The sequence below is a fragment of the Streptomyces nymphaeiformis genome, from assembly GCF_014203895.1.
GTDB lineage: Bacteria > Actinomycetota > Actinomycetes > Streptomycetales > Streptomycetaceae > Streptomyces > Streptomyces nymphaeiformis.
The window spans coordinates 726,348-749,431 of sequence record NZ_JACHJY010000003.1 but is presented as its reverse complement, the minus strand read 5'-3'; the positions used below and the strand labels follow the sequence as shown (position 1 = coordinate 749,431).

At 74.6% G+C, this 23,084-nt stretch carries 21 protein-coding genes; 9 read left to right on the top strand and 12 right to left on the bottom strand.

Features of this window, described 5'->3' with window-relative positions:
- Positions 1–25 precede the first annotated feature (25 nt).
- The gene (locus GGE06_RS13410) at positions 26–562 is read right to left on the bottom strand and encodes a GNAT family N-acetyltransferase (protein WP_184930922.1); all 537 of its coding nucleotides are present in this window, start codon (positions 560–562) and stop codon (positions 26–28) included.
- A gap of 50 nt (positions 563–612) precedes the next feature.
- Entirely contained in the window at positions 613–1,161 is a 549-nt protein-coding gene (locus GGE06_RS13405) for a hypothetical protein (RefSeq protein ID WP_116162351.1), read from the bottom strand.
- A 131-nt stretch (positions 1,162–1,292) separates the two neighbouring features.
- Between GGE06_RS13405 and GGE06_RS13400 the strand changes: the two genes are divergently transcribed.
- Positions 1,293–1,871, top strand: coding sequence for an isochorismatase family protein (locus GGE06_RS13400; RefSeq protein WP_116162352.1), 579 nt, complete (start codon positions 1,293–1,295; stop codon positions 1,869–1,871).
- A 10-nt stretch (positions 1,872–1,881) separates the two neighbouring features.
- On the opposite strand, the gene GGE06_RS13395 is transcribed toward GGE06_RS13400, so the two are convergent.
- From GGE06_RS13395 to GGE06_RS13385, 3 genes are all read right to left on the bottom strand, one after another.
- Positions 1,882–2,412 (bottom strand): carboxymuconolactone decarboxylase family protein, encoded by a 531-nt coding sequence (locus tag GGE06_RS13395; RefSeq protein ID WP_116162353.1) that lies wholly within the window; start codon positions 2,410–2,412, stop codon positions 1,882–1,884.
- 89 nt (positions 2,413–2,501) lie between these two features.
- The gene (locus tag GGE06_RS13390) at positions 2,502–4,115 is read right to left on the bottom strand and encodes an FAD-dependent monooxygenase (RefSeq protein ID WP_184930921.1); all 1,614 of its coding nucleotides are present in this window, start codon (positions 4,113–4,115) and stop codon (positions 2,502–2,504) included.
- A 308-nt stretch (positions 4,116–4,423) separates the two neighbouring features.
- Positions 4,424–5,236, bottom strand: a complete 813-nt coding sequence (locus GGE06_RS13385; protein WP_184930920.1) for a helix-turn-helix transcriptional regulator — start codon at positions 5,234–5,236, stop codon at positions 4,424–4,426.
- Positions 5,237–5,299: 63 nt separating this feature from the next.
- Between GGE06_RS13385 and GGE06_RS13380 the strand changes: the two genes are divergently transcribed.
- A complete protein-coding gene (locus tag GGE06_RS13380; RefSeq protein ID WP_116162359.1) occupies positions 5,300–5,746 on the top strand; it encodes a DUF2000 domain-containing protein in 447 nt (148 codons plus the stop codon).
- Between the two features lie 141 nt (positions 5,747–5,887).
- Here the strand turns inward: GGE06_RS13380 and GGE06_RS13375 are convergent, their stop codons facing one another.
- Positions 5,888–7,321 (bottom strand): aminotransferase-like domain-containing protein, encoded by a 1,434-nt coding sequence (locus tag GGE06_RS13375; RefSeq protein ID WP_181924705.1) that lies wholly within the window; start codon positions 7,319–7,321, stop codon positions 5,888–5,890.
- Positions 7,322–7,456: 135 nt separating this feature from the next.
- Here GGE06_RS13375 and GGE06_RS13370 point away from each other — a divergent pair, with 135 nt between their 5' ends.
- The 3 genes from GGE06_RS13370 to GGE06_RS13360 all read left to right on the top strand — a co-directional run bounded on the left by GGE06_RS13370 (position 7,457) and on the right by GGE06_RS13360 (position 11,959).
- Positions 7,457–8,707, top strand: coding sequence for a Tm-1-like ATP-binding domain-containing protein (locus tag GGE06_RS13370; RefSeq protein ID WP_116162363.1), 1,251 nt, complete (start codon positions 7,457–7,459; stop codon positions 8,705–8,707).
- A gap of 179 nt (positions 8,708–8,886) precedes the next feature.
- The gene (locus GGE06_RS13365) at positions 8,887–9,771 is read left to right on the top strand and encodes a phosphoenolpyruvate hydrolase family protein (protein WP_184930919.1); all 885 of its coding nucleotides are present in this window, start codon (positions 8,887–8,889) and stop codon (positions 9,769–9,771) included.
- A gap of 127 nt (positions 9,772–9,898) precedes the next feature.
- Positions 9,899–11,959 (top strand): SpoIIE family protein phosphatase, encoded by a 2,061-nt coding sequence (locus tag GGE06_RS13360; RefSeq protein WP_116162365.1) that lies wholly within the window; start codon positions 9,899–9,901, stop codon positions 11,957–11,959.
- A gap of 6 nt (positions 11,960–11,965) precedes the next feature.
- Here GGE06_RS13360 and GGE06_RS13355 read toward each other — a convergent pair whose 3' ends face one another.
- The 3 genes from GGE06_RS13355 to GGE06_RS13345 form a co-directional block, all read right to left on the bottom strand.
- Positions 11,966–12,583, bottom strand: a complete 618-nt coding sequence (locus GGE06_RS13355; protein WP_184930918.1) for a DinB family protein — start codon at positions 12,581–12,583, stop codon at positions 11,966–11,968.
- A gap of 110 nt (positions 12,584–12,693) precedes the next feature.
- Positions 12,694–13,089 carry a TOBE domain-containing protein gene (locus GGE06_RS13350; RefSeq protein ID WP_116165662.1) on the bottom strand — a complete coding sequence of 132 codons (396 nt, stop codon included), beginning with the start codon at positions 13,087–13,089 and terminating at the stop codon, positions 12,694–12,696.
- 116 nt (positions 13,090–13,205) lie between these two features.
- Complete coding sequence (locus tag GGE06_RS13345; protein WP_030686050.1) at positions 13,206–13,685, bottom strand: Lrp/AsnC family transcriptional regulator; 480 nt, start codon at positions 13,683–13,685, stop codon at positions 13,206–13,208.
- 210 nt (positions 13,686–13,895) lie between these two features.
- Here GGE06_RS13345 and GGE06_RS13340 point away from each other — a divergent pair, with 210 nt between their 5' ends.
- On the top strand, positions 13,896–15,497 hold the full coding sequence (locus GGE06_RS13340; RefSeq protein ID WP_184930917.1) for a serine/threonine-protein kinase: 1,602 nt from the start codon (positions 13,896–13,898) through the stop codon (positions 15,495–15,497).
- Between the two features lie 116 nt (positions 15,498–15,613).
- Positions 15,614–17,629 carry a SpoIIE family protein phosphatase gene (locus GGE06_RS13335; RefSeq protein WP_184930916.1) on the top strand — a complete coding sequence of 672 codons (2,016 nt, stop codon included), beginning with the start codon at positions 15,614–15,616 and terminating at the stop codon, positions 17,627–17,629.
- A gap of 22 nt (positions 17,630–17,651) precedes the next feature.
- On the opposite strand, the gene GGE06_RS13330 is transcribed toward GGE06_RS13335, so the two are convergent.
- Together GGE06_RS13330 and GGE06_RS13325 are read right to left on the bottom strand one after the other, a co-directional pair.
- Positions 17,652–18,482, bottom strand: coding sequence for a glycoside hydrolase domain-containing protein (locus tag GGE06_RS13330; protein WP_116162373.1), 831 nt, complete (start codon positions 18,480–18,482; stop codon positions 17,652–17,654).
- A 63-nt stretch (positions 18,483–18,545) separates the two neighbouring features.
- Positions 18,546–18,914 carry a VOC family protein gene (locus GGE06_RS13325; RefSeq protein ID WP_184930915.1) on the bottom strand — a complete coding sequence of 123 codons (369 nt, stop codon included), beginning with the start codon at positions 18,912–18,914 and terminating at the stop codon, positions 18,546–18,548.
- 396 nt (positions 18,915–19,310) lie between these two features.
- Here GGE06_RS13325 and GGE06_RS13320 point away from each other — a divergent pair, with 396 nt between their 5' ends.
- Positions 19,311–20,804, top strand: a complete 1,494-nt coding sequence (locus GGE06_RS13320) for an FUSC family protein (protein WP_116165663.1) — start codon at positions 19,311–19,313, stop codon at positions 20,802–20,804.
- Positions 20,805–20,908: 104 nt separating this feature from the next.
- Positions 20,909–21,964 (top strand): lactonase family protein, encoded by a 1,056-nt coding sequence (locus tag GGE06_RS13315; protein WP_184930914.1) that lies wholly within the window; start codon positions 20,909–20,911, stop codon positions 21,962–21,964.
- A 105-nt stretch (positions 21,965–22,069) separates the two neighbouring features.
- Here GGE06_RS13315 and GGE06_RS13310 read toward each other — a convergent pair whose 3' ends face one another.
- Complete coding sequence (locus tag GGE06_RS13310; RefSeq protein WP_116162378.1) at positions 22,070–22,993, bottom strand: sirohydrochlorin chelatase; 924 nt, start codon at positions 22,991–22,993, stop codon at positions 22,070–22,072.
- Between the last annotated feature and the right edge of the window lie 91 nt (positions 22,994–23,084).

Genomic DNA, 23,084 nt, shown 5'->3' with positions numbered 1-23,084 from the left:
CCAGGGCCTCTCCGCCGGACAGGCCCTAGGAGTCCCGCTTCCAGTCCTCGGCGAGGAGACCGAGCAGCACCTCGTCGAGGAACTCGCCGAGCACCCAGGCCGAGGAGCGCAGCACGCCCTCGCGGACGAAGCCGTTGCGCTCGGCCGAGCGCAGCATCGCGTGGTTGTCCGCCAGCGTCTCGATCTGCAGCCGGTGCAGACCGCGCACGACGAAGCCGTAGTGGCACAGCACGGCGACGACGTCGGTGCCGTAGCCCTTGCCGCGGGCGGACGGCAGCAGGCCGAGGCCGATGTGCGCGCACCGGTTGTGGGTGTCGATGCCCCACAGCGTCGCCGTGCCGACCAGCGTGCCGCCCTCCAACTCCACGACGGAGAAGGGGACGTGGCGCTGCTCCTTGTCGTCCACCACGAGCCGCGGGTCCTTCGAGCCCGGAGTGATCGGCCGCCACGGCCCGGCTTCGGACCGCGAGCCGTTGACCACGTCGTCGTAGAGCTCGGTCCGCAGGACGGGGACGTCCTCCTCGTGCCGGGCCCGGAGCCCGACCGTGTCGCCTCTCAGCATGCAGGCTTCCTGTCCGACCGGGCCCGGCGGCGGCAAACCGATTTCGCGGCTCAGGGCCGCCAGCGCGGCGCCCCGTCGTCCGGGGTGTCCGGGCTCGCGAAGTGGAAGGGAACGGACAGGTGTCGGGCCAGCGCCCGGCCCGCCTCCTCGGCGGCCGCGGCCACCGGTCGGCGCGATTCCGCGGCCCGCGCCTCTCCCAGGTGCCGTACGGCCGTCTCCCGGTAGACCGTGGCGAGGTGCCGCTCGCCGGCGGGCTCGGTGGAGACGGCCAGGAGGAGCACGAACCAGTCGTGGACGGTGTCGCCGTCCCAGATCGCCTCGATCGCGGCGACCGGCCCCGGGCAGCCGGAGGCCTTCGCCGCCAGCGACTCCAGGTCGAGGGGGCTGAGCGGGGTGCGCGCGATCCGGTCGCCGTGGTGCAGGTACCGGGCGTGGACGACCAACTCCGCCTCGTGGAGCCCCAGACCGCGGGCCCGGCAGGCCTCCCAGACGACACGCGCCGCCTGGAGCCGGCGGTCCTGGAGGACGTACCCGTCGACCTCGCCGCGCATGCCCTCCGGCAGCAGCCCCCACCACTCGGACGTCGTCAACTCGGCCATGCGGATCCTCCCCCGGTTCTCGACGGGTGAGGCTACCCGCAGGTCAGGGGCCCGTGCGCGAGGGTTTCCCGGACCCTCCGGCGGGGCGAAATCCCGTGGCGGGCGGGGCTCGTGGCCGTGATGATGGCCGGATGACCGAGCGCGCGCAGCCCGTGGATGCCCTGATCGTCGTCGACGTGCAGTCGGCCTTCGTCACCGGAGACGGCGCCGTGCCCGACGCCCGCCGGCTCGTCGACCGGACGACCGAACTGATCGCCCGGGCCCGGCGGGACGGGGCGTTCATCGCCCACCTGCAGAACGACGGGCCGCCCGGCGCCGAGGACGAACCGCACACCCCCGGCTGGGAGCTCCACCACGCGGTGGAGCCAGGACCGGCCGAGGTCGTGATCCGCAAGCCCCGCGACGACGGCTTCGCGGAGACGCCGCTGGGTGCGGTGCTCACCGCCGCGGGGGTACGGGCGGTCGCCGTCTGCGGAGTGATGTCGGAGATGTGCGTGCAGGCGACGGCCCGCACGGCCCTGGAGCTCGGCTACCGGGTCGTCGTCCCGCACGACGCCCACGCGACCCAGGACATCCCCGCGGCGCCGGGCATCGGCGAGGCCGTCCCGGCCGCGACGGTCTCCCGCGTCGCGGCGTACGCCCTCGGGAGCGACGCGGAGACCACCGTCCCGACCGCCGACGTCACCTTCACCGCCCCTGGCGCGAGCTGAGACCGCCGGCTCAGTCCTCCGGCTCCGGCTGGATGCCCGCGAGGAGGTTGAAGGCGCCGGTGAGGAGGTTGAGGGTGACCACGCCGACCACCTCGGCGATCACCCGGTCGCTCCACCCGTGCGCCCGCACCTCGGCGACGTCCTCGTCGGAGAGCGCGCCCGGTTCGGCGAGGACCTTCAGCGCCAGGCCGATCAGGGCGGCCTCGCGCGGGTCGGTCGACGTGCCCTGGCGGGCGAGCTCGACGTCGGTCTCGGTCAGACCCGCCGCGCGCCCGGCTGCGACGTGCGCCTCGCGGCAGGTGCCGCAGCCGATCCACTCCTGGACGGCGAGGGAGAGCTTCTCGCTCAGGGCGCGGGGGATCTTCACCCGCTTCATGGCGCGCGAGAGGCTGAGATAGCCGTCGAGCAGCGCGGGCGAGTGCGCCATCGTGGACACCATCTCGCCGACGGAGCCGTGCCGTTCGACGATGTCCGTCAGTAACTCGCGGGCACGGCCCTGCGCCTGCTCGGGGGCGAGCGCGGTCAGTCTTCTCGTCGTCATGGAACCTCTCCTCTGTATACCCTTGGGGGGTATAACGCGGAGGGGTGGCGAGAGGTTCCCGGGGGACGAGCAGCACCTGTGTCACCAGGTCAGGGGGCGAGTGCCGCGAGGTAGTCGCGGAGCAGGGCGATGCGGGCGAGCGGGGCGACCAGGCCCACGTATCCGTCGGGCCGCACCAGGCACAGGTCGCCGGGGCGGCCGAGCCGGCCGGCCTCGATGCCGTCCCGGGGCGTCACGGGCAGGACCAGGACCGGGACGGCGGAGCGGGCACACGCGGCGCGCAGGGCGGCGAGCACCCCGGGCGCGGCCCGCTCGGCCCGCAGGACCAGCGTCCACCGCTCGTACGCGAGGAGGGTGTGCAGCCGGACGACGGGCCCGCGGGAGTGCCCCGTACCGCTTGCGACCCGGTCGTCGCGGACCGCGACTCTGACGTCGGGCACGCGGTCGCCCGCGCGCGGCCCTGAGCGGTGGTGGCGGCCGGCGCGGTGCCAGGACGGCGCGCGGCCCCGGTGGTGGCGGAGCAGGTCGCTCAGGCGCAGGTCGAGCCGGCGCTGGAAGCCGCGCCCGGCGAGGGCGCCGGGCACCGTGGCCGTGAACGCCCGGTGGCCCAGCGGAGGCAGCGGCAGCTCCATGAAGTCGAACCGCATCTCGCGGACGTACCGCACGGCCATCCGCCGCTGCTCGTCGCAGTACGTGTCCAGGAGACCCTCGCCGGCTTGGCCCCGGTGCACGGCGGCGAGCTTCCAGGCGAGGTTGTGGGCGCCGAGGATGCCGACGTTCACGCCGTGGCCGCCGACCGGGGCCCAGGCGTGCGCCGCGTCCCCGGCGAGCAGGCCGCGCCCCTGGCGGAGCCGGGCGGCGACCCGGTCGCCGAAGCGGTCCCGGTTCAGCCGGAGCGGCTCCGTCGTGTCGAGCCGGAGGCCCGGCATGCGGGTGGTGTCCGCGATCAGGTCGCGCAGCTCCTCGACGGTGGGCGCGGCGGTCAGCGTGGGGTCGGGGTCGTCGCGGAAGCAGAAGAAGCGGAAGCCGCCGCCGGGCAGCGGGAAGACGAGCAGGGAGCGGTGCGGGGCCAGGAAGATGTGTCCGCGCCCCGGCCGCCCGTCGAGCGGCCAGGTGGGGCGGGCGTTGCCCTGGACGACCTGGAGGCCGATGCGGCGGCGGCCCTCGAAGGGGATGCCGAGCCGGTCCCTGACCAGGCCGGCGGTGCCGTCGCAGCCGACGATCCAGGGGGCGGTGGCGGACTCGATCCTGCCGTCGCCGTGGCGCAGGGTGAACTCGGCCCGGTCCTCGTGGACCTTGAGGTCGGTCACCTCGGCGTTCCACTCGACGCGGGTGCCGAGACGGGCGAGTTCCCCGCGGAGGAGGCGTTGGACGTCGTGCTGCTCGATGTTGAGCGGGCGGGCGTGCGCGGAGAGCGCCCAGCCGGTGGTGAGCTCGCCGAGGAACCGGTCGCGCGCGTGGATCGTCACCGCGTCCGGCTCCACCCCGTGGCGCCGGAGGAGCTCGCCGACCCCGAGGGAGTCGAGGGCCTCGCGGGCCCGCGCCCAGAGCACCAGGGCACGGGCCTCGTGCTCGGCGGCCGGCGCCTTGTCGACGATCCGGACCCGTAACCCGAGCCGGCGCAGACCGATCGCGAGGGTCAGTCCGACCGGTCCCGCCCCGACCACGCACACGTCCACGTCGCCGTCCGTGCCTGTGTCCACTCGGTCACCCGCTCCCCGCTCGTTCTCCCCGCCCTCTTCAGTTGCTCAGGGTGCGGGCGGCGGATCGGCGTCGGCAGGGCGTGCGGCGGGGGCGCTGGAATCACCGTCACCAGGGGAGAGGGCTACGAGTGCCTCATCTGGTCCGTTTGGGTGATGAGAGGCGGAATTCGGTCGTCCGCAGGAGGTGGTGACGGTGTGTCTGGCGGGATCGTCCCGGTTCGCGGCGCCTCACCGGCCGGACGGCACACCACCGGGCGTACGGACGGTCGCCCCCGGAACGCGTGTGCGCCCCTCGTCCGGCGGCCGGTTCACGACAGCGGCGACGGTCCTCCGCGCGTGCGTGCGAAGCGCCCGGGGGTGGTGCCCACGATCCGCTTGAACGAGCGGTTCAGATGCGACTGGTCGTAGAAGCCGGTCGCGGCCGCCACCTCGACCGGCGGCTGCCCGTCGAGCAGCAGACGCCGGGCCCGGTCGATCCGGCGGGCCGTCAGATACTGGTGCGGCGCGATGCCGAAGGCGCCGCTGAAGGCCCGTACGAGATGGGCGGGGTGCGCGTGCAGCCGCAGGGCCGCCTCGTCCAGGGTCACGCCCTCGACGAGACGTGCGTCGAGGAGCTCCCGCAGACCGTGCGCCACCCCGGGATCGGCTCCCCGCCCGGGCGTGACGAGCCGGGGCCGCAGATGGCCGCGCAGCCGCTCCCCGATCAGGGCGAGGCGGCTCTGCGCCTCCAGTTCGTCGCCCGGCTCCGCGAGCGCGGTGTGCAACTGCCCGACTCGGCGCCGCAGCAGCGGATCGACCAGGTCGGGCGCGTCGACCGCGGGACCGATGAGGCTCTCGTCCAGCTGCGTCAGGTCCAGATAGAGGACCCGCTTCCGGAAGCCGCCGGAGGTGGCGGGCGAGCCGTTGTGCGGGACCTGCGGCGGGAGCAGGGACACCGTGTCGCCGGGCGTGCCGCGCTCGTGCCGGTCGAGGTCGTAGCGGACCGCGCCGTCGTCGACGATGAGCAGCGTCCACACGTCGTGCACGTGCATCGGGTACGAGTGCTCGGTGAAGTGGGCGTGGAACACCTCCACGACACCCGGCACGTCCGGGCGCCACGCCGAGACCTGCTGCCGGGTCACGTGCGGTTCACCATGCAAGGAATGTACAAGACCCCGAGACGGCCCCGGCGGCAGTCTCGGACCATGACGACGATCGACGACACGCCCGACAGCACGCCCGTACGGTTCGACACCAAGATCGCCGTTCTGCTGCGCGAGGACCTGGAGACCTGGCAGCGGCTGAACGTGACGGCGTTCCTGGTCAGCGGCCTCGGCACCCAGCTCCCCGAGGTGGTCGGCGAGCCCTACGCGGACGCCGACGACACCCCGTACCTGCCGATGTTCCGGCAGCCCGTCCTGGTCTTCGAGGGCACCAAGGAGACGCTGACCGCCGCGCACGGCCGCGCCCTCTCCCGCGCGCTGCCCCGGGCGGTCTTCACCACCGACCTGTTCACCACCGGCAACGACCGCGACAACCGCGCCGCCGTGCGGGCCGTGGGCACGGGACAGCTCGATCTGGCGGGCATCGCCGTGTACGGGCCGCGCAACGCCGTCGACAAGGTGCTCAAGGGGGCCAGGATGCACCCGTGAGCCCCGCCGGGATCCGGACCGTCACCCGGCCGAGTCGAAGGTTCCGGACCGTCACCCGGCCGAGTCGAAGGTTCCGGACCGTCACCCGGCCGCGCCGAAGGTTCCGGACCGTCACGCCGCCGCGCCGAAGGTTCGGGACCGTCACCCCGCCGCGCGTTCCGCGCACTCCAGGAGGACGGGGAGCGCGGCGGCCAGCGCCTCCGTCCCGTGCGCGTACGGCAGCCGGAGCCGGTCGCGGAAGCCGTCCACCGGCGAGAACGCCGCCCCAGGGACCACCGACACCCCGTGGCGCCGCGCCAGCTGGGCGAGGGCCTCCGTGTCGACGCCCGGGATCCGCACCCACAGCGCGGGCCCGCCCGCCGGCCGGGTCCACTCCCAGTGCGGTGCCGCCCCGCGCAGCAGCGCCTCGGCGGCGTCCCGCTGGCCCCGCAGCTCCGCCCTGCGCCGGGCGCGGGCCTCGGGCAGCCGGTCCAGGAGGCGGACGGCGACGAGCTGGTCCACGACCGAACAGGCCAGGTCCACCGAGGTCTTGATCTTCGCGAGCCGGGCCACCACCCGCGGCGAGGACCGCACCCAGCCCACCCGCAGACCGCCCCAGAACAGCTTCGAGAGCGTGCCCACGGTCACCGAGTCCATCGGGAGCCCGGCCACCAGCGGAACCGGAGCGGCGTCCTCGTCGCCCAGGGCGAGTTCGGCGCAGGCCGTGTCCTCGACCGTGAACAGCTCCTGCTCCGCGAGGACCCGCACCCACTCCCGTCGCGCCGCGCCGCCCAGCGTGCGCCCGGTCGGGTTGTGGACCGTCGGCTGGAGGTACACGAGCCGCGGCCGCGCGCGGGCGCACAGTCGGCGGAGCTCCGCCGGACCCGTACCGTCCGCGCCGCCGTCCGGCCCGTCCCCGCCGACCGGGACGAGCCGCGCGCCGCGCGCCCGCAGCGCCTCCAGGGAGCCCCGGTACGTGGGGTCCTCCACGACCACCGTGTCGCCCGGTCCCACCAGCGCCTGCGCCACCAGCCACACCGCCTGCTGCGAACCCGAGGTCACCAGGATCTGCTCCGCCTCCGTCGCCACCCCCGCCGCCCGGTAGTACGCGGCGATGCCCTCCCGCAACGCGGGGATCCCGTACGGGTGGTAGCCGTCCGCGCCGAGCAGGCCGCCCAGGTCGCCGTGGGTCAGCGCCCCGACGGCCTCGCCGACCGCGCCGAGCCCGGGCAGGGCCCCGCTCGACAGGTCCGCGGTGCCGGAGCCCCCCGAGCGCGCGTCGAAGCTCGCGAGCCGCCCCTCGGCGACGTACCGGTCGAGCGCCCCCGAGCCCCGCAGCCGGGAGCCGCTGCCCCGTACGCTCTCCAGCCACCCCTCACTCTCCAGGAGTCCGTACGCGGCCGTCACCGTGGACCGGCTCACGCCGAGCACCAGGGCCAGTTCGCGCTGCGAGGGCAGCACGCTGCCGCCGGGCACGTCCCCGCGCTCGGCCAGCTCCCGCAGCGCGTCCGCGAGCCGCCGCGGCAGCGGACCCGGCCCCTCCGACGACCAGCCGGTGAGGAGTCGGGACAGACGGGTCGAGGCGATCCTGGCCATGGCACCCATCTTGCGTCACGACGCAGGCCAATTCGCCCCGACTGGTCGTTGTCGCCGCAGGTCACGCCCCGGAGGATCGACAGCGGCGGGACCCGGGCACGGGACCGGACACGGGACCGGGAGAAAGGTGAGGGCATGGCGACCGTCGTGCTGGCCGGCACACTGGACACCAAGGGGGAGGAGTACGCCTGGCTGCGCGAGCGGCTCAGGGAGTACGGCAGCGACGTCCTCCTCGTCGACACCGGCATCATGCCGCCGCCCGCCCAGGCCCCCGTGGCCGACGTCCCCGCCGACGTCGTCGCGCGCGCCGCGGGCCACGACCTGGCGCGCCTCCGGGCCGCCGGCGACCGGGGCGCGGCCGTCACCGCCATGGCGCAGGGCCTCACCCGGATCGTCCTCGACCTCTACCGCAAGGGGCGACTGCACGCGGTGCTCGCCGCGGCCGGCAGCGGCGGCTCCGCGATCGCCGCCCAGGCCATGCGGGCCCTGCCCATCGGCGTCCCGAAGGTGCTCGTCAGCACCATGGCCGGCGGTGACGTCTCCCCGTACGTCGACAGCAGCGACCTCACCCTGATGTACAGCGTCGTCGACGTCTCCGGGCTCAACTCCGTGTCCCGCCAGGTCCTCGGCAACGCCGCCGCGGCCGCCGCCGGCATGGCCCGCCGCCACGAGCGCAACCACGACGAACCCGCCGGCCGGGGACGGCCCGTCGTCGCGGCCACCATGTTCGGCGTGACCACCCCGGCCGTCGACACGGCCCGCGCCCGGCTCGCCGAACTCGGCTACGAGGTCCTCGTCTTCCACGCCACCGGCGCCGGCGGCCGGGCCGTCGAGAAACTCGCCAGGGACGGCATGCTCGACGGGGTCCTCGACCTGACCACCACCGAACTCGCCGACGAACTCGTCGGCGGCGTGCTCAGCGCGGGCCCCTCGCGGCTCACCGCCGCCGGCGCCCTGGGCATCCCCCAGGTCGTCGCCCCCGGAGCGCTCGACATGGTCAACTTCGGGCCGGCCGCCACGGTCCCCGAGCGGTTCGCCGAACGCCGGCTGCTCATCCACAACGCGACGGTGACCCTGATGCGCACCACCGCGCGCGAGATGGCCGACCTCGGCACGTCCATCGGCCGCAGACTCCGCGCCGCGCGCGGACCCGCCGAGGTCTTCTGGCCCCTGCGCGGCGTCTCCGCCGTCGACGTGGCCGGCGGCCCCTTCGACGACCCGGAGGCGGACCGCGCCGGGCTCGACGCGCTGCGCGCCGCCGTCCTCGGCGGCGAGGTCCGCGTCCACGAACTCGACGCCCACGTCAACGACCCCTCCTTCGCGACCGCGATGGCCGACCGCCTCCACCAGCTGATCACCGAGAACAACCGCAAGGCCGCCCCCTGAGACGCCAGGACGCCCGCCGGGCCGCCCCTGAGACACCGGGACGCCCGCCGAGTCGCCGTTTGAGACACCAGATATGCCCACCGGGCCGCCGTCTGAGACGCCAGGACAACCGTCGGCCGCCTGCTGAGCCGCCCGCTGAGCCGCCCTCCGAGACGCCAGGACACCGAGGAGTGACCGCCGTGAACACCCGGACCACCACCCCAGCCGCCCCCAGCCGCCGGGACGTGCTCGACCGGCTGCGCGCCCAGGTCGCCGCGGGCCGCCCGATCGTCGGCGCGGGCGCGGGCACCGGCCTCTCCGCCAAGTGCGCCGAGGCCGGCGGGGTCGACCTGCTGATCATCTACAACTCCGGGCGCTACCGGATGGCCGGCCGCGGCTCGCTCGCCGGTCTGCTGCCGTACGGGGACGCCAACGCCATCGTCCAGGACATGGCGCGCGAGGTGCTGCCCGTGGTCCGCGACACGCCCGTCCTCGCCGGAGTCTGCGGCACCGACCCGTTCCGCCGCATGGACCTCTTTCTCGACCACCTCAAGGCCATGGGCTTCGCCGGGGTGCAGAACTTCCCCACGGTCGGCCTGTACGACGGCACCTTCCGGGTCAACCTGGAGGAGACCGGCATGGGGTACGGCCTGGAGGTCGACATGGTCCGCGCCGCCCACGAGCGCGACCTGCTCACCGCCCCGTACGTCTTCGACCCCGAGCAGGCCGCCGACATGGCCGAGGCCGGCGCCGACGTCCTGGTGCCGCACGTCGGACTCACCACGAAGGGGGCCATCGGCGCGGGCACCGCCATGACGCTCGACCAGGCCGCCGAGGCCGTCCAGGCGATGCACGACGCGGCCAGGCGGGTGAACCCCGACATCCTGGTCCTCTGCCACGGCGGACCCATCGCCGAACCCGAGGACGCACGCTACGTCCTGGAGCACACCACCGGCGTCGTCGGCTTCTTCGGCGCCTCGTCGATCGAACGCCTGCCCACGGAGCGGGCCGTCACGGAACAGACCCGCGCCTTCAAGGCCCTCACGATCGAGGCCCGGGGACCCCGGCGCGGTCACCGGGAGTGAGCGCCCCCGCCGATCCTGGTCCGTACCGATCGACGGCACTGCGAAGGGCCCGCCGTCGGCTCCTCGGCTAGGGTGATTCGGTAGGGATTGCGCCCCCCGGGGCCGGGCCGATGCGTAGGTCGATGCTTTGGAGACTCATCAGTCGTCGAGCAGGGTTCCGCAGCCGCCCCGGGCGGCCGTCGGGGACGCGGGTGTGCTCCGCGAGCTGCTGCCGATCGCCCTCTGGCGGGAGGACGCCGAGGGCCGCATCGTCGAGTGGTCCCTCGCCGCCCAGGACCTCCTCGGACACCGGCCCGAGCACGTCCTCGGAAGGCTCGCCACCCCGCTCCTCGTCCCCGACGCCAACCGGGAACTCGCCGCCAAGCTCACCGACCGCGTCCAGTCCGGCGAGACCATGGTCGGCACGCTGCCCGTCCGCCACCGCGACGGCCACACGGTCACCATGGAGATGTGGATCGTCCCGGCCACCGACCCCGAGGGCCGCCCGGGGGCCATGCTCATCGCGGTGGAGACCTCCGAGGTCCTGCGGATGCGGGAGAACCTGGCGGCGATGGAGAGCCTCTTCACCCAGTCGCCCATAGGGCTCGCGCTGCTCGGCCCCGACCTGCGCTTCCTGCGCGTCAACGACGCCCTGGCGCGGATGAACGGCGTCTCGGCCGCCCGGCACGTCGGCCACCGGCTCACCGAGGTCGTGCCCGACGTCAACGCAGCCGGGCTCGAATCCCTGATGCGCCAGGTCATGGAGAGCGGTACGGCCGTGGTGGACGCCCGCCGGGTCGGCCGTACCCCCGCCGACCCCGACCACGACCACATCTGGTCCTGCTCGTACGCCCCGCTCGTCGACCGCACCGAGCGGCGGTCGCTCGGGCTCATCGCCTCCCTCGTCGACATCACCGAGAGCCAGGAGGCACACATCGAGGTCGAGCGCGCCCGCCAGCGCTTCGCCCTGCTCGCCGAGGCCGGCGCCCGGATCGGCACCACCCTCGACCTGAAGCAGACGGCCGAGGAGGCCGTCGCCTTCCTCGTGCCCCAGCTCGCCGACTCGGCCGACGTGCAGATGCTGGAGTCCGTCCTCGAACCCGACGATCCCGTGGACTCCACCCGGAGCGTGCTGCGCCGGCTCGCGGCCCGCTTCCCCGACCCGACCGCGCCCACGGCCCTCCTCACCCCCGGGCAGACCTTCCAGATCCCCCTGGACTCCGTGTACGAGCAGGTCCTCGTCCGCGGCCTGCCCATGAACCTCTACACGACCGACATCCCGGAGCTCTTCACCGATCCCCGCACCGAGGCCCTCCAGACGTATCTCGCCACCCGCATCGGCTCGGCCCGGCTCATCCCCCTGGTGGCCCGGGGCCAGGTGCTCGGCGCGGTCACGGTGACCCGGCTGCGGACCCGTGAACCCTTCGACGAGCAGGACTTCGTCCTCATCGACGAGGTCGTCGCCCGCGCCGCCCTCAACATCGACAACGCCCGGCTCTACACCACCCAGCGGGAGGCCGCCCTCACCCTCCAGCGGAGCCTCACCAACAACGCGCTCCCCGACGTCACCGGCCTCGAACTCACCGGCCGCTACCTGCCCGCCAGCTCCCACGACGTCGGCGGCGACTGGTTCGACGTCATCGCGCTGCCCGGCGGCCGGACCGGGCTCGTCATCGGCGACGTCATGGGCCACGGCATCCACGCGGCGGCCGTCATGGGCCAACTGCGCACCGCCGTCAGGACCCTGGCCCGCCACGACATCGCACCCGACCGCATGCTCAGCTCCCTCGACGCCGTCGTCGCCGACCTCGGCGAGGACGAGATGGCCACCTGCGTCTACGCGGTCCACGACCCGGCCACCCGCGGCTGGGTCATCGCCCGCGCGGGCCATCCGCCGCCGGCCGTCGCCACCCCGGACGGCACCATCACCTTCCTCGACGGGCCGCCCGGGACCCCGCTCGGCACCGGGGCGCACGACTTCGGTACGGAGGAGGTCGTCCTGCCCGGGGGCGGACTCCTCGTCCTTTACACGGACGGGCTCATCGAGGCCCGCCACCGGGACCTCGACCAGGGCATGCGGCAGCTCGCCGAGGCGCTGCGGCCCCTGGACAGGCCGCTGGACACGATGTGCGACGAGGTCCTCGGGCAGCTCCTCGCGGGCTCCGCCCAGGACGACGTGGCGATGCTCCTCGCCCGCACCACCCGCTGACCCCTCCTACGAGCGGGACCTGTGGAGGTCGCGGAGGAGGGCGATCTCCGCCCCGTGGTGCAGGAGCTCCTGGTTCACCCACCAGACGATCTCCAGGAAGGGGTTCTCCGGGTCGCTGCCGTGCGGGTACGTGCAATGGCCCACGGTGTCGAGAGCCTTGTCGTCGACGGACAGCAGCGCCTCGCGCCAGGCGGCCGCGGCCGCGTCGAAGGCCGGCAGGGCGGAGGCGACGTCCCCGCTGACCGTGAAGTCGTCACGGGTCAGGTTGCGGCCGCCGTTCGTGTGGTCGGCGCGGAGCGCGAGCATCTCGGTGAGATGGCTCAGCCGCCAGGCGATCGTCGTGAACGGCGGCGGCGCGGGGTGCGGCGGGGGCGTCGTGTCCCGACCCCAGTCGCCGGCGCCCACCAGGAGGGTCGCGCGCGGCCCCGGTCCGTCGGCGTGCCGCCGCACCGACCAGCAGTCGGCCACCGGCTCCCAGAGGTACTCCGCGTCGGTCATCGGACCGACCTCGACGTGTGTCCCGTTGCCGCTGTCCATCACCGGTCCCGCCATCCGTTCCGCGAGCCGCTGCCGGGCGAAGTCGAACTGGTCGAGGAGGGGGACGAGCCGCTCGGGCACGGGCATGGGGCGCTCCGGATCACAACGGGGACAGAGCGTCGTACGCTGCCACAGGACCCTGCCCGGCGCGCGCGAATTTCCTTGCGGGGCCGGGTGGTTGGCGTCCCGCAGGGGGCTCAGGTCCGGTCGATGTGCACGCTGGTCGACTTCACGCGGGCGGTGGCCCGCATGCCGACCTCAAGACCCAGCTCCTCCACCGCCTCGCGGGTGAGCAGCGAGACGAGCCGGTGCGGACCGGCCTGGATCTCGACCTGGGCGGCGATGTCGCCGAGCTTGACGGCGGTCACGATCCCGGGGAAGGCGTTGCGGGCGGAGGTGTACGGCTCCTCCTCGTCCCCGGCGGTGCCCTGCCCCACCTCGATGGAGAAGGCGGCCAGGTCGCGGCCGTCGATGAGCCGCCGGCCGTTCTCGTCGCGGTGGGTCGCGACCCGGCCCGCGTCGGCCCAGCGGCGCGCCGTGTCGGGGCTGACGCCGAGCAGGCGGGCGGCCTGACCGATGGTGTAGGACTGCATGCCGGTCACGTTAGGTCGTAGGGGATCCCCCTACAAGCGATCAAGATCTGTCCCAGGGCGTCGGCCGGTCCGCTCGGACGAACCGACGAAGCCGACCGGAACGGAACGAAGCCCGCTCAAGCCGTCCCCGACCGCCGCCCGACCGCCTCGACCAGCGGCAGCAGCCGGTGCGCCACCCGCTCCCGCAGCGCGATCTCGGTCCGGGTGCGGACCACCCCGGGCAGCTGGATCAGCCGCTGGATGACGTCCTCCAGATGCCCGGCGTCCCGGGCCACCACCCGGGTCAGCAGATCGCCGCCGCCGGTGATGGAGAAGGCCTCCACGATCTCCGGCACGCCCGCGAGCGCGTCGCCGACCTCGTCCAGATGCCCCTGCGTCACCTCGACGTGCACGAAGGCGAGCACCGGGTGACCGAGAGCGGCGGGGGAGAGGACCGGGCCGGTCGCCGTGATCACCCCGTCCCGCTCCAGGCGGTCGATCCTCGCCTGCACGGTGCCCCGCGCCACCCCCAGGATCCGCGCGTACTCGCGCACGCTGGTCCTCGGCTGCTCGATGAGCAGCCGCAGGATCCGCGTGTCGAGTTCGTCCACCGCCATGCTCCGTCGGCCTCCTTCGCCCCGGCTCGTCCGGTTTCCGACTGTACCCATGCCCCCGGTGGGCACCGTGCCCGCGCCCCGTGTCCGGAACCGCCTGCTCACACGGCCGAAACCCCCGAAGCCCCCGGCGGGCCGGGGCCGCATCCCGTACGGTCGGTGCTGCCGGAGCCCGGGAGGCTCGGGGGCCTGAGGGGGAGCGGGGGGATCGGGATGGGTGCGCCACGGCTGCTGCCGCTGCGGGGCGACGATCCGGCGCGTCTGGGACCGTACCGGCTGATCGGCCGCGTCGGGTCCGGCGGGATGGGCCGCGTCTACCTCGGCCGTACCGTCAGCGGCCGTCTCGTGGCGGTGAAGACCCTGCTCGCGGAGGGCGAGGTCTCGGAGACCGACCGGCGGCGTTTCGCCCGCGAGGTGGCGCTGGCCCGCCGCGTCAACGGTGTGTTCACCGTGGCCGTCCTGGACGCGGACGCGGAGACCGGCCGGCCCTGGATGGCCACCGAGTACGTCCCCGCGCCCTCCCTCGCCGAACTCGTCCAGGAGGGGGGTGCGCTGCCGCCGGCCGCCGTGCGCTGGATCGCCGCCGGGATGGCGGAGGCGCTGGTGGACCTCCACGGGGCGGGGATCGTGCACCGGGACGTGAAACCCGGGAACGTGCTCCTGCCGCAGTCCGGACCCCGGCTCATCGACTTCGGCATCTCGCACGCGCTCGACCTGACCCGTACCACCCTCACCCTGGGCACGATCGCGTTCACCTCGCCGGAACAGGCGCGCGGCGAGGCCTCCACCCCCGCGTCCGACGTGTACTCGACGGGTACGACGCTCTTCCACCTGGCGACGGCCCGACCCCCGTACGCCCCGGGCTCGGACGCCTTCCGGCTGCTTGCCCAGGTCCAGCGGACCGAGGTCGTGCTCGACGGACTGCCGCGCGAACTCGACGACCTGATCCGGCCACTTCTGACGCGGGACCCGTCGTCCCGGCCGACGCCGCAGGACATCCTGTCCGCCTTCGAACGCGAACCCAGCGGCGGCAGCGAACTCCTCCCGGCGCCGTGGACGTCGCTGATCCGGGCCCGGCACGAGTACGTCCCTCCGACGGAGGCCGACGACGCCCCGGCCGGCGACGCCACAGCCGCGAGCGCCGCGCGTGCCGCCGATCCCGTACCGGCGCTGCACTCCGCCCCGACGCGGACGGCCCTCCCGAAACCGGCTCCTGCGCCGGCGCAGGAGCCGATGCCGCGCCCGGAGACCCCGGCGGCCCCGGTGAAGGGCGGCGGTCGAAGGCCGGGCCGGCGCGGCCGGGCCCTGGTGGCGGCCGTGGCCGCGATCGTGGTGTCGACCGGGGGGTACCTGGTCTACGACCGCATGGCCGAAGACGGGTTGAGCGTGGCGGACTGCCTGTCCAACACCCGTACCGCCCCGGGACACTACGAACCCGGGAGCCCCCGCGAGGTGGACTGCGACGACCTCGCCGCGACGCTGGTCGTCAGGGCGCAGACAGACCCGGAAGGTCCCTGTCCGGACGCTTCCCTGTCCAGCGAACACTGGCCCGGAACAAACCTCTGCGTCGGGCCGCGCGTTGTCGAGGGCGACTGCCTGAACGAGACCAGGTACGACTCGGGCTACGTTCCGGCGTCCGTCCTGTGGGCGGTGAGCTTGTGCGCAGGTCCGTCTCCCCGGCTGAAGGTCACAGCGGTCCGGGCCGCGGACGGGTCCACGGACGGGTCCGTCTGCGGCGAGGCGTACCGGAGCGGATTCGACGGCCGTCTCTGGACCGACGGCAACGGTTCCGTGTACTGCCTGGAGAGGATCTAGGCACGGCGGAGCCCCGCATCCGCCCGCTGCTCCGTTCGCGCGCCGGAGCGATCTGGGAGAGGCTCGTCGGGACCGGCTGAGGCGCGGCCGGGCACGTCCGGCGGGAGCGACGACGAGTGGATGCGTACCGTGAACAGGACCAGGCGGGTACGTCCCCGCCCGGGCCGGCCGAGCGCTGGAGCGCGGAGGCCGCGTGGGGCGACGCCGTCCTGGACGCGGTCTTCACCCAGTCCGACATCGGGCTCCACGTCCTCGACAGGGACCTGCGCGTCGTCCGCGTGAACGGCGTCGTCGCCGGGCTGCACGGCATACCCGTTGACCGCATCCCCGGCATGCCCGCCGTCGAGGCGTACGCGACGTTCGCGGGCGTGCACATCGACGAGGCCGTCCTGCGCAAGGTCCTCGCGACGGGCCACCCGGCCACCGACCTGCGCGTCGTCGGGCGCGCACCCGGCGCCGCGCACGTCGAGCACGTCTACTCGGCCTCCGCGTACCGCCTCCAGGACGCCGCGGGAGACGTGCTGGGCCTCGTCATCACCAGCACCGACGTCACCGACAGCGAGCGGGCCCACGCCCGGCTGCGGCTCCTGCACGACGCGCACGAGCGCATCGGCGCCACCCTCGACGTGGAACGCACCGCCCAGGAGCTCGTCGACGTGGCCGTGCCGGCGTTCGCCGACTCCGTCGTCGTCGCCCTCACCGACGCCGTCCTCCGGGGGCAGGACCCGGCCCTCCAGTCCCGGGACACGGTGCCGCTGCTGCGCTGCACCGCCACCGGCGGCACGGGGACCGGGCCGGAGGTCCCGGAGGCCGGTGCCGTCGTGCTGCCGGGGATCTTCGACGAGCGGGAGCCCGCGCCCGGCCGTCCGCTCCCGACGCGGCTCGTGGTCCCCCTGACCGTACGCGGGCAGATCTTCGGCGCGGTCGCCTTCCAGCGCCGTGCCGACGCCGAGGCGTACGGCCCCGACGACCGTGCCCTCGCCGACGCCCTGGCGTCCCGTACGGCGAACTGTCTGGAGAACGCCCTCCGCTACACCCGCGAGCACATCGTGATGACCGCTCTGCAGAGCTGGCCGCCGCCCAGGGAGGAGGCCACCCAGAGCGCCGTCGACGTCGCCCGTCGGCACCGGCCCGGTGGCAGCGGCGCCGGCTCCTGGTGCGACGTGATCCCGCTGCCGGGCGCGCGCGTGGCGCTCGTCGTGGGGCAGGTGGAGTCCCGGGGGCCCGGGGCCGTCGCCACCATGAGCCGGCTGCGGACCGCCGTCCACAGCCTGACCACGCTCGACCTCGACCCGCACGAGCTCCTCGCCCGCCTGCACGCGACGACCCTGCGGCTCGCCGCGGAGGGCGGGGCGACGGCCGCCGACTCGGTCGCCGCGCCGCACGTCGACGTCCACCCCACCGCCGGCTGCACGATCGCCGTCCACGACCCCGTCGACGGACGCCTCGACATCGCCCGCGCCGGTGCGTCGCTGTTCGTCGTCGTCCATCCCGACGGGTCGGCGGACCCCCGGCCGCTCGACGAAGGACCCCTGCTCGGCGGCGAGGGCCCGCCGTTCGCCTGCGCGACGTACTTCCTGCCCGAGGGCAGCACCCTCTGTCTGGCGTCCGGCGGCGAAGGGCCCCGGACGGAGGACCTGATGGCGGCCCTCGCCCACCCGGGGCGCGATCCGGAGGCGATGGCCGACGACGTGGAACGGCTCCTCACCCCCGACCGGGTCCTGCTCCTGGCGCGCACCCGCCACCTGCCGCCCGGCGAACTCGCCGAGTGGGAGGTCCCGTACGACCTGTCCGCCGTGGCCACCGCGCGGGTCCACGTCCAGGACCGCCTCCGCCGGTGGAACCACCCCGCCGACCCGTTCACGGTGACGCTCGTCGTCAGCGAACTCGTCACCAACGCCCTCCGCTACGGCGCCGCCCCGGTCGTCCTCCGCCTGATCGCCGACGGCCCGTCGCTCATCTGCGAGGTGAGCGACGCCGGGCAGGCGGCGCCCCACCTCCGCCATGCCAAGGCCGTCGACGAGGGCGGCCGCGGCCTCCTGATCTGCGCCTCCCTCGCGGACAACTGGGGCGTGCGCTACAACGACGACGGCAAGACCGTCTGGGCCGAACTGGGCGGGGAGGCCGGCTAGCCGCGGAGCCTTCGGAGGGCGATCAGCCGACGATGGCGACCGGGCCGTCCCACGCGTCCTGGTCGACGGTGAGGGTGTAGCCGCCGCGCGTCTCCTTGCTGTTGACCAGGTACTGGTGGCCGCGGCTGTGGCCGGTGTACTGGGTGGCGCCCCACGGCCAGTCGGCGGTGGTGGTGTTCTGCTTGTCCCACAGGGCGTACCAGAGGTTGCCCGGCAGGTCGGTGCGGTCGGTCGCGGTGGCGACGGCCTTCGCGCTGGAGCTGGTGAAGCCGTAGAAGCCGCCGCGGTACGTCTTCGCGCGGAGCGTCCTGGTGAAGGACCGCACGTACGTCAGCACGGCGTCGTTGCACGCCTTGTCGGTGACGGCGTACGGCTCCATGTCCAGGAAGACCGGGCTGCCGGGCTTCATGCCGAGTGCCGAGGCCTTCGCCGCCGCGTCGTTGCCGTCCGTCACGCCGAGGGACGCCGCCGTCGAGGCCGTGAGCCTCTCGGGGTTGGAGCTGGTCTGGCAGGGCGGCTGGGCGCCGACGTAGAGGGGGATGAGCTTCCAGCCCGCCGCGTCGACCGACTTCACCCAGGACGCGGTGAGGTTCGGCTGCGCACAGCCCCGGTTCTTCCCGCCGATGTAGACCGCGGCGCCGCCGTAGAAGCCGTTGGTCTTCCAGGCCTTCATCGCCGCCAGGGAGGGCGCCGTGCACGTGTCGAAGGCCCGCCCGGTGAACGTCCTCTGCGCGGGCCACACCGTGGCCGCCATCGAGGTCTGCGCCGCGACCACGGCGCCCACCACGGCGACGGCACCCCCGGTCGCCGCGGCGATGTAGCGACGCTTCTTCGAAAGCCGATGGCCGGCCATACCCACCTCTTGTCACGAACGCGACAGACAGTCGCAGTGACCACGCACTGTAGTGGACGGCCCTCAGGGAGCCGGGACCGGCTGGGTGAGGTTCAACGGATTGCCGTCGGGGTCCTTGATGTGGGCGACGCGCTGTCCCCACGGCATGTCGGTGGGGCCGCCGCCGACCGAGCCGCCGAGCGCCGTCACCCGGCCGAGCGTCTCGTCGACGTCGTCGACACCGATGCTGAGCAGGATCCGCGGCGCCGCCCCGTCCCCCGCGTCGTCCCTGGCCACGAGACCGAGGTCGGTGTCGCCGATGCGCAGGCCGAGATAGAAGACCGGTCCTTCCTCCGGAACCCGGGAGACCTCCTGGGCGCCGAACAGTTTCGTGTAGAAGTCGCGCAGGACGTCGTGGTGGGCGGTGACGATCACCGGCTGGATGGTGGACATGGCACTCCTGTCGAGAACGGTCGGGAACGGTCGTGTCGCCGGGCAGACCGTTCGAGGACGCCGAACTCATCGGTGAAGACACCGGCGCGTGGGCGGCGCCGCCGGCATCCGGTGTCCGGCGGTGTGGGCCAATGGCTCCGTCCGGTCACCCGTCTCGGCGTGTCGCTGGGCCGATGGCCCACCCTTTCGCCGGTGAGTTGAGCCGCTGTACCCCCTTCGGTCTATCCTTGTAGCCATCACACATCTTCGGCGCCGCGCAGCGCCGTCCGGCGACGAGGCCGGACCGGCCCGCGGTGCTTTCGTCGTGTCCGAGCCCCCACCACCCCCGGGGACGTCTCGCGCGCGGTGAGGGACAGATCAAGGGGGGCGGGATTGGCCGCCGTGCACAAGTACTTCATGGCCCCGGATCCGGGGCGCGTCAGGCTCAGGGTCTCGCTGCGCGCCGTCCTCGGCATCGCGCTCGCGGTCGCCCTGGCCGAGCTGTCCGGTCTGTCCCTCGTCGCGTCCATCACCGCCGGGCTCGCCGCGCTGCTCGCCCTCTTCACGGTCGCCGACCCCAGCGTGCGCCGTCAGGCCGTCACCACGGCCCTGCTGCCCACGGTCGGCTTCCCGGTGCTCGCCCTCGCGACCCTCCTGCACGGCGCTCCGGCCCTGCGCGACGCGGCCTGGCTGCTCGTGATCTTCGCCGGCGTGTACGCGCGCCGCTGGGGGCCGCGCGGACACGCGCTCGGCATCTTCGCCTTCATGCAGTTCTTCGTGACCCAGTTCCTGCACGCCCTCCCCGCCCAGCTCCCCGAGCTGTACGCGGCCACCGGCATCGCCCTGGGTGCGGCCGCGGCCGTGCGCTTCGTGCTGTGGCCCATCGAGCGCCGGGTCCCGCCGCCGGCGGCGCCCGCCCCGCTGCCCGGGACGGGCCTCGCCCGGGCCACCACCCGCCAGGCCGTCCAGGTCGCCGTCGCCTCCGGGGCGGCCCTCGTCATCGGACAGGTCCTCTCGGAGCAGCGCTGGTACTGGGCCGTCGGCACCGTCTGGTGGATCTTCGTCAACACGGCCTCCCGGGGCGAGACGCTCGTCCGGGGCTTCCGCCGCGTCCTCGGGACCGTCACCGGCATCGCCGCCGGATTCCTCGTCGCCATCCCGCTGGGCGGCGCCCCCGTCGCCACCGCGCTGCTGGTCGCCGTGTGCGTGTTCGGGATCTTCTACGCCGCCCCCGTCTCGTACAGCTGGATGATCCTCGCGGTCACCGTGATGGCCAGCCTGCTCTACGGGCTCCTCGGGGTGCTCGACGGCGCGCTGCTCCTCCTGCGGGTGTCCGAGACCGTCGTCGGGGCCGTGTGCGCCGGCCTCGCCGTGACGCTGGTCCTCCCCGTACGGACGCACACCACGAACGACGCGTGGATCCAGCGGGCGCTGCTGTGCGTCCGGTCCGCCACGTCGGCGTCCGTGCGCCGTCTCGCGGGCGAGGAGGCCGCCGACCCGACGCCGCACGCCGCCGAGCTGGAGGCGCTCCTCGGGCGCGTCCGGCTCTCGCTGGCTCCGCTGGTGCATCCGCTGACCCCCTTCCTGGGGAGGAAGCAGCGGGCGCGCCAGGTCCTCGTGCTCCTCGACGAGGCGGCCGCCGAGGTGCGGGGACTCGTCGCCGTGGCCGCCGACCCGGACGCCAGTCACGACGCCCGCCTGGCCGCCGCCTGCTGGCGGGTGGAGGCCGCCGTGGAGGCCCTCACCTCGCGCGAAGGGGCCGCGATGGAGCTGGAGGGTCACCTCCGGGCCGACGGCGAGGCCCACGCGGGTGCGCCGGCCCTCGTCCATGCTCGCGGGCTCGCGCGCGTGCTCACGGAGCTGGACGCTCCGCTGCGGACCCCGCCCGGCGCGTGGATGGTCCGCTCCTGAAGGGCCCCGGGCTCCGCGATTTGGTCTAGACCGCCTGCTACCGTCGGCCCGACGAGAGACGACGGCCGGTCGACCGCGACCGGCCCGGGGACAGGGGAGGCGCCGTGGGCGGCACAGGGACGGATCAGGGCCGGAGCGGGGTACGGGCGTACATCGGCTCCTTCACCTCGGCGGGCGGCCGCGGCGTCCTCGCCGCCGACGTGGACGAGGCGACCGGCGCGCTGACCGTCACCGGCGCCGACGACGCCGTCGCCGACCCCTCCTTCCTCGCCCTCGCCGGCCCCGTGCTCCACGCCGTGTCCGAGACCGACGCGGGCGCCGTCGCCGCCTTCGACGTCACCGGGCCGGCGCCCCGGCCGCTGGGCGACCCCGTCCCCGTCGACGGCGCGGGCCCCACCCACCTGGCGCTCGCCGCCGGACACCTCCTCACCGCCAACTACACCTCCGGCAGCGTCACCGCCCTCCCCCTGGCCGAGGACGGCACCGCCCGCACCGCCACCACCGTCCTGCGGCACGAGGGCGGCGGCCCCGTCGCCGACCGCCAGAGCGGCCCGCACGCCCACCAGGTGCTCCCCGACCCCAGCGGCGACTGGGTCGTCAGCGTGGACCTCGGCACCGACTCGGTACGGATCTGCGCGCTCGACCCCGCGACCGGGCGGCTCACCCTCCACGGCGAGACCGCGCTGCGCCCCGGCACCGGGCCGCGCCACCTCGCCTTCCACCCGGCCGGCACCCACGCGTACGTCCTGAACGAGCTGGAGCCCACCCTCACCATCTGCCGCTGGGACGCCGCGCGGGGCGTCCTGGAACCGCTCGGCGAGACCCCCGTCGTCCCCGAGGGCGCCACCGGCCCCAGCCACCCCTCCGAGGTGGTCGTCTCCCCCGACGGCCGCTTCCTCTGGGCCGCCGTGCGCGGCGCCGACACCCTCGCCGTGCTCACCCTCGGGGCGGACGGCGCCGAGGCCCGTCTCGTCGCCACCGTGCCCTGCGGCGGCACCTGGCCCCGCGACCTCACCCTCGCCCCCTCCGGGCGGCACCTGTACGCGGCGAACGAGCGCTCCGGCGACGTCACCTGGTTCACCCTCGACCCGGAGACCGGGATCCCGACGCGCACGGGCGCGATCGAGGCCCCCGCGGCCTCCTGCGTCGTCTTCGGCTGAGACTGCCGGGCGGGGGACGGTCGGGGTACGACGAAGGGCCCGCGCCGGACGATTCCGGAGCGGGCCCTTCCGTACGGCGCGGGGGCCGGGGCCTGCGAGCGGGCCTCAGAGCGAGGGCGCGCCCTGCGGCTGCTGCAGCGGGATGCCCAGCGCGGCGGTGTACTGCGAGAGCACCAGCTTGCCGATCGCCGGGTAGGCCCCCAGCGGCTCGGCGGCGGCGCAGCCCGCCTCCTTCGACGCCTCGTCGAGGAGGCCCTCGGCCAGCTCGGGGCCGATCAGGTACGGGGCGAGGGCCAGCTGCTCCGCGCCGGCGGCGCGCAGCTGATCGGCCACGGAGGTGATGGAACCCTCCTGGTCGAGCGCGGCGGCCATCACCGGGACGGCGAGGCGCGCGGCGAGCAGCATGCCGGTGATGCCGGCGGCCTGCACGGCCTCCTCGCCGCCGACCGTGGCCAGGATGATGCCGTCGGCGGCCGTCGCGACGGTGAAGAGCCGGGCGCGGTCGGCGCGGGCCAGACCGGCCTCGGAGAGCCGCACGTGCAGCGCCTCGGCGAGCAGCGGGTGCGGGCCGAGGACATCGGTCAGCTCGGCGGTGTTGCCGCCGTCCATGAGGGCCTGGCGCACCTGGCGCATCTGCGCGCTGTCAGGGCCCGCGAGCAGCGGGACGACGACCGCGGCCGGGCCCGTCGGGGCGGTGGCCTCGCGGCCGGCGGCCAGGGCCAGCTCGTACCGCTCGGTGCGCAGCTTCTCGGTCGCCGCGAGGACGGTCGAGAGCGAGGGGTACTCGGTGTCGTCGCCCTCCAGGAAGCCGATCGCGGCCTCCAGGCCGGGCAGCTCGGAGCGGGCGATGCTCACGACCTCCTCGGCCAGCGAGCGTATGGCGGCGGACGGCGCGCCGGGCACGGCGAGAACCAGTGCGGGAGCGCCCTCGGGCGCCGCCGCGGGTTCGGGGCGACGGTGCCGCCCGGACTGGCGGGGTCGAGGCATTCGTACAGGCAGGCCGGAAGCAGGCCCAGTGGGGGAGCTCATGGCGCCGCATGCTACTGGTTTCGCCCGCCGCGCCGTTGGCTGAGGTGCGGTCACGTGCCTTCTGCCCCTCTATGTCCGCTCTCTGTTCCGA

What these genes read in the sequence shown, in the direction of transcription:
- GGE06_RS13405 (WP_116162351.1), bottom strand. Translation starts at nt 1,161, where the DNA reads ATGGCCGAGTTGACGACGTCCGAGTGGTGGGGGCTGCTGCCGGAGGGC.
- GGE06_RS13355 (WP_184930918.1), bottom strand. Translation starts at nt 12,583, where the DNA reads ATGCCCGTGCCCGAGCGGCTCGTCCCCCTCCTCGACCAGTTCGACTTC.
- GGE06_RS13310 (WP_116162378.1), bottom strand. Translation starts at nt 22,993, where the DNA reads ATGAGCTCCCCCACTGGGCCTGCTTCCGGCCTGCCTGTACGAATGCCT.
- GGE06_RS13375 (WP_181924705.1), bottom strand. Translation starts at nt 7,321, where the DNA reads ATGGCCAGGATCGCCTCGACCCGTCTGTCCCGACTCCTCACCGGCTGG.
- GGE06_RS13325 (WP_184930915.1), bottom strand. Translation starts at nt 18,914, where the DNA reads ATGTCCACCATCCAGCCGGTGATCGTCACCGCCCACCACGACGTCCTG.
- GGE06_RS13330 (WP_116162373.1), bottom strand. Translation starts at nt 18,482, where the DNA reads ATGGCCGGCCATCGGCTTTCGAAGAAGCGTCGCTACATCGCCGCGGCG.
- GGE06_RS13320 (WP_116165663.1), top strand. Translation starts at nt 19,311, where the DNA reads ATGGCCCCGGATCCGGGGCGCGTCAGGCTCAGGGTCTCGCTGCGCGCC.
- GGE06_RS13340 (WP_184930917.1), top strand. Translation starts at nt 13,896, where the DNA reads ATGGGTGCGCCACGGCTGCTGCCGCTGCGGGGCGACGATCCGGCGCGT.
- GGE06_RS13345 (WP_030686050.1), bottom strand. Translation starts at nt 13,685, where the DNA reads ATGGCGGTGGACGAACTCGACACGCGGATCCTGCGGCTGCTCATCGAG.
- GGE06_RS13370 (WP_116162363.1), top strand. Translation starts at nt 7,457, where the DNA reads ATGGCGACCGTCGTGCTGGCCGGCACACTGGACACCAAGGGGGAGGAG.
- GGE06_RS13410 (WP_184930922.1), bottom strand. Translation starts at nt 562, where the DNA reads ATGCTGAGAGGCGACACGGTCGGGCTCCGGGCCCGGCACGAGGAGGAC.
- GGE06_RS13395 (WP_116162353.1), bottom strand. Translation starts at nt 2,412, where the DNA reads ATGACGACGAGAAGACTGACCGCGCTCGCCCCCGAGCAGGCGCAGGGC.
- GGE06_RS13380 (WP_116162359.1), top strand. Translation starts at nt 5,300, where the DNA reads ATGACGACGATCGACGACACGCCCGACAGCACGCCCGTACGGTTCGAC.
- GGE06_RS13400 (WP_116162352.1), top strand. Translation starts at nt 1,293, where the DNA reads ATGACCGAGCGCGCGCAGCCCGTGGATGCCCTGATCGTCGTCGACGTG.
- GGE06_RS13350 (WP_116165662.1), bottom strand. Translation starts at nt 13,089, where the DNA reads ATGCAGTCCTACACCATCGGTCAGGCCGCCCGCCTGCTCGGCGTCAGC.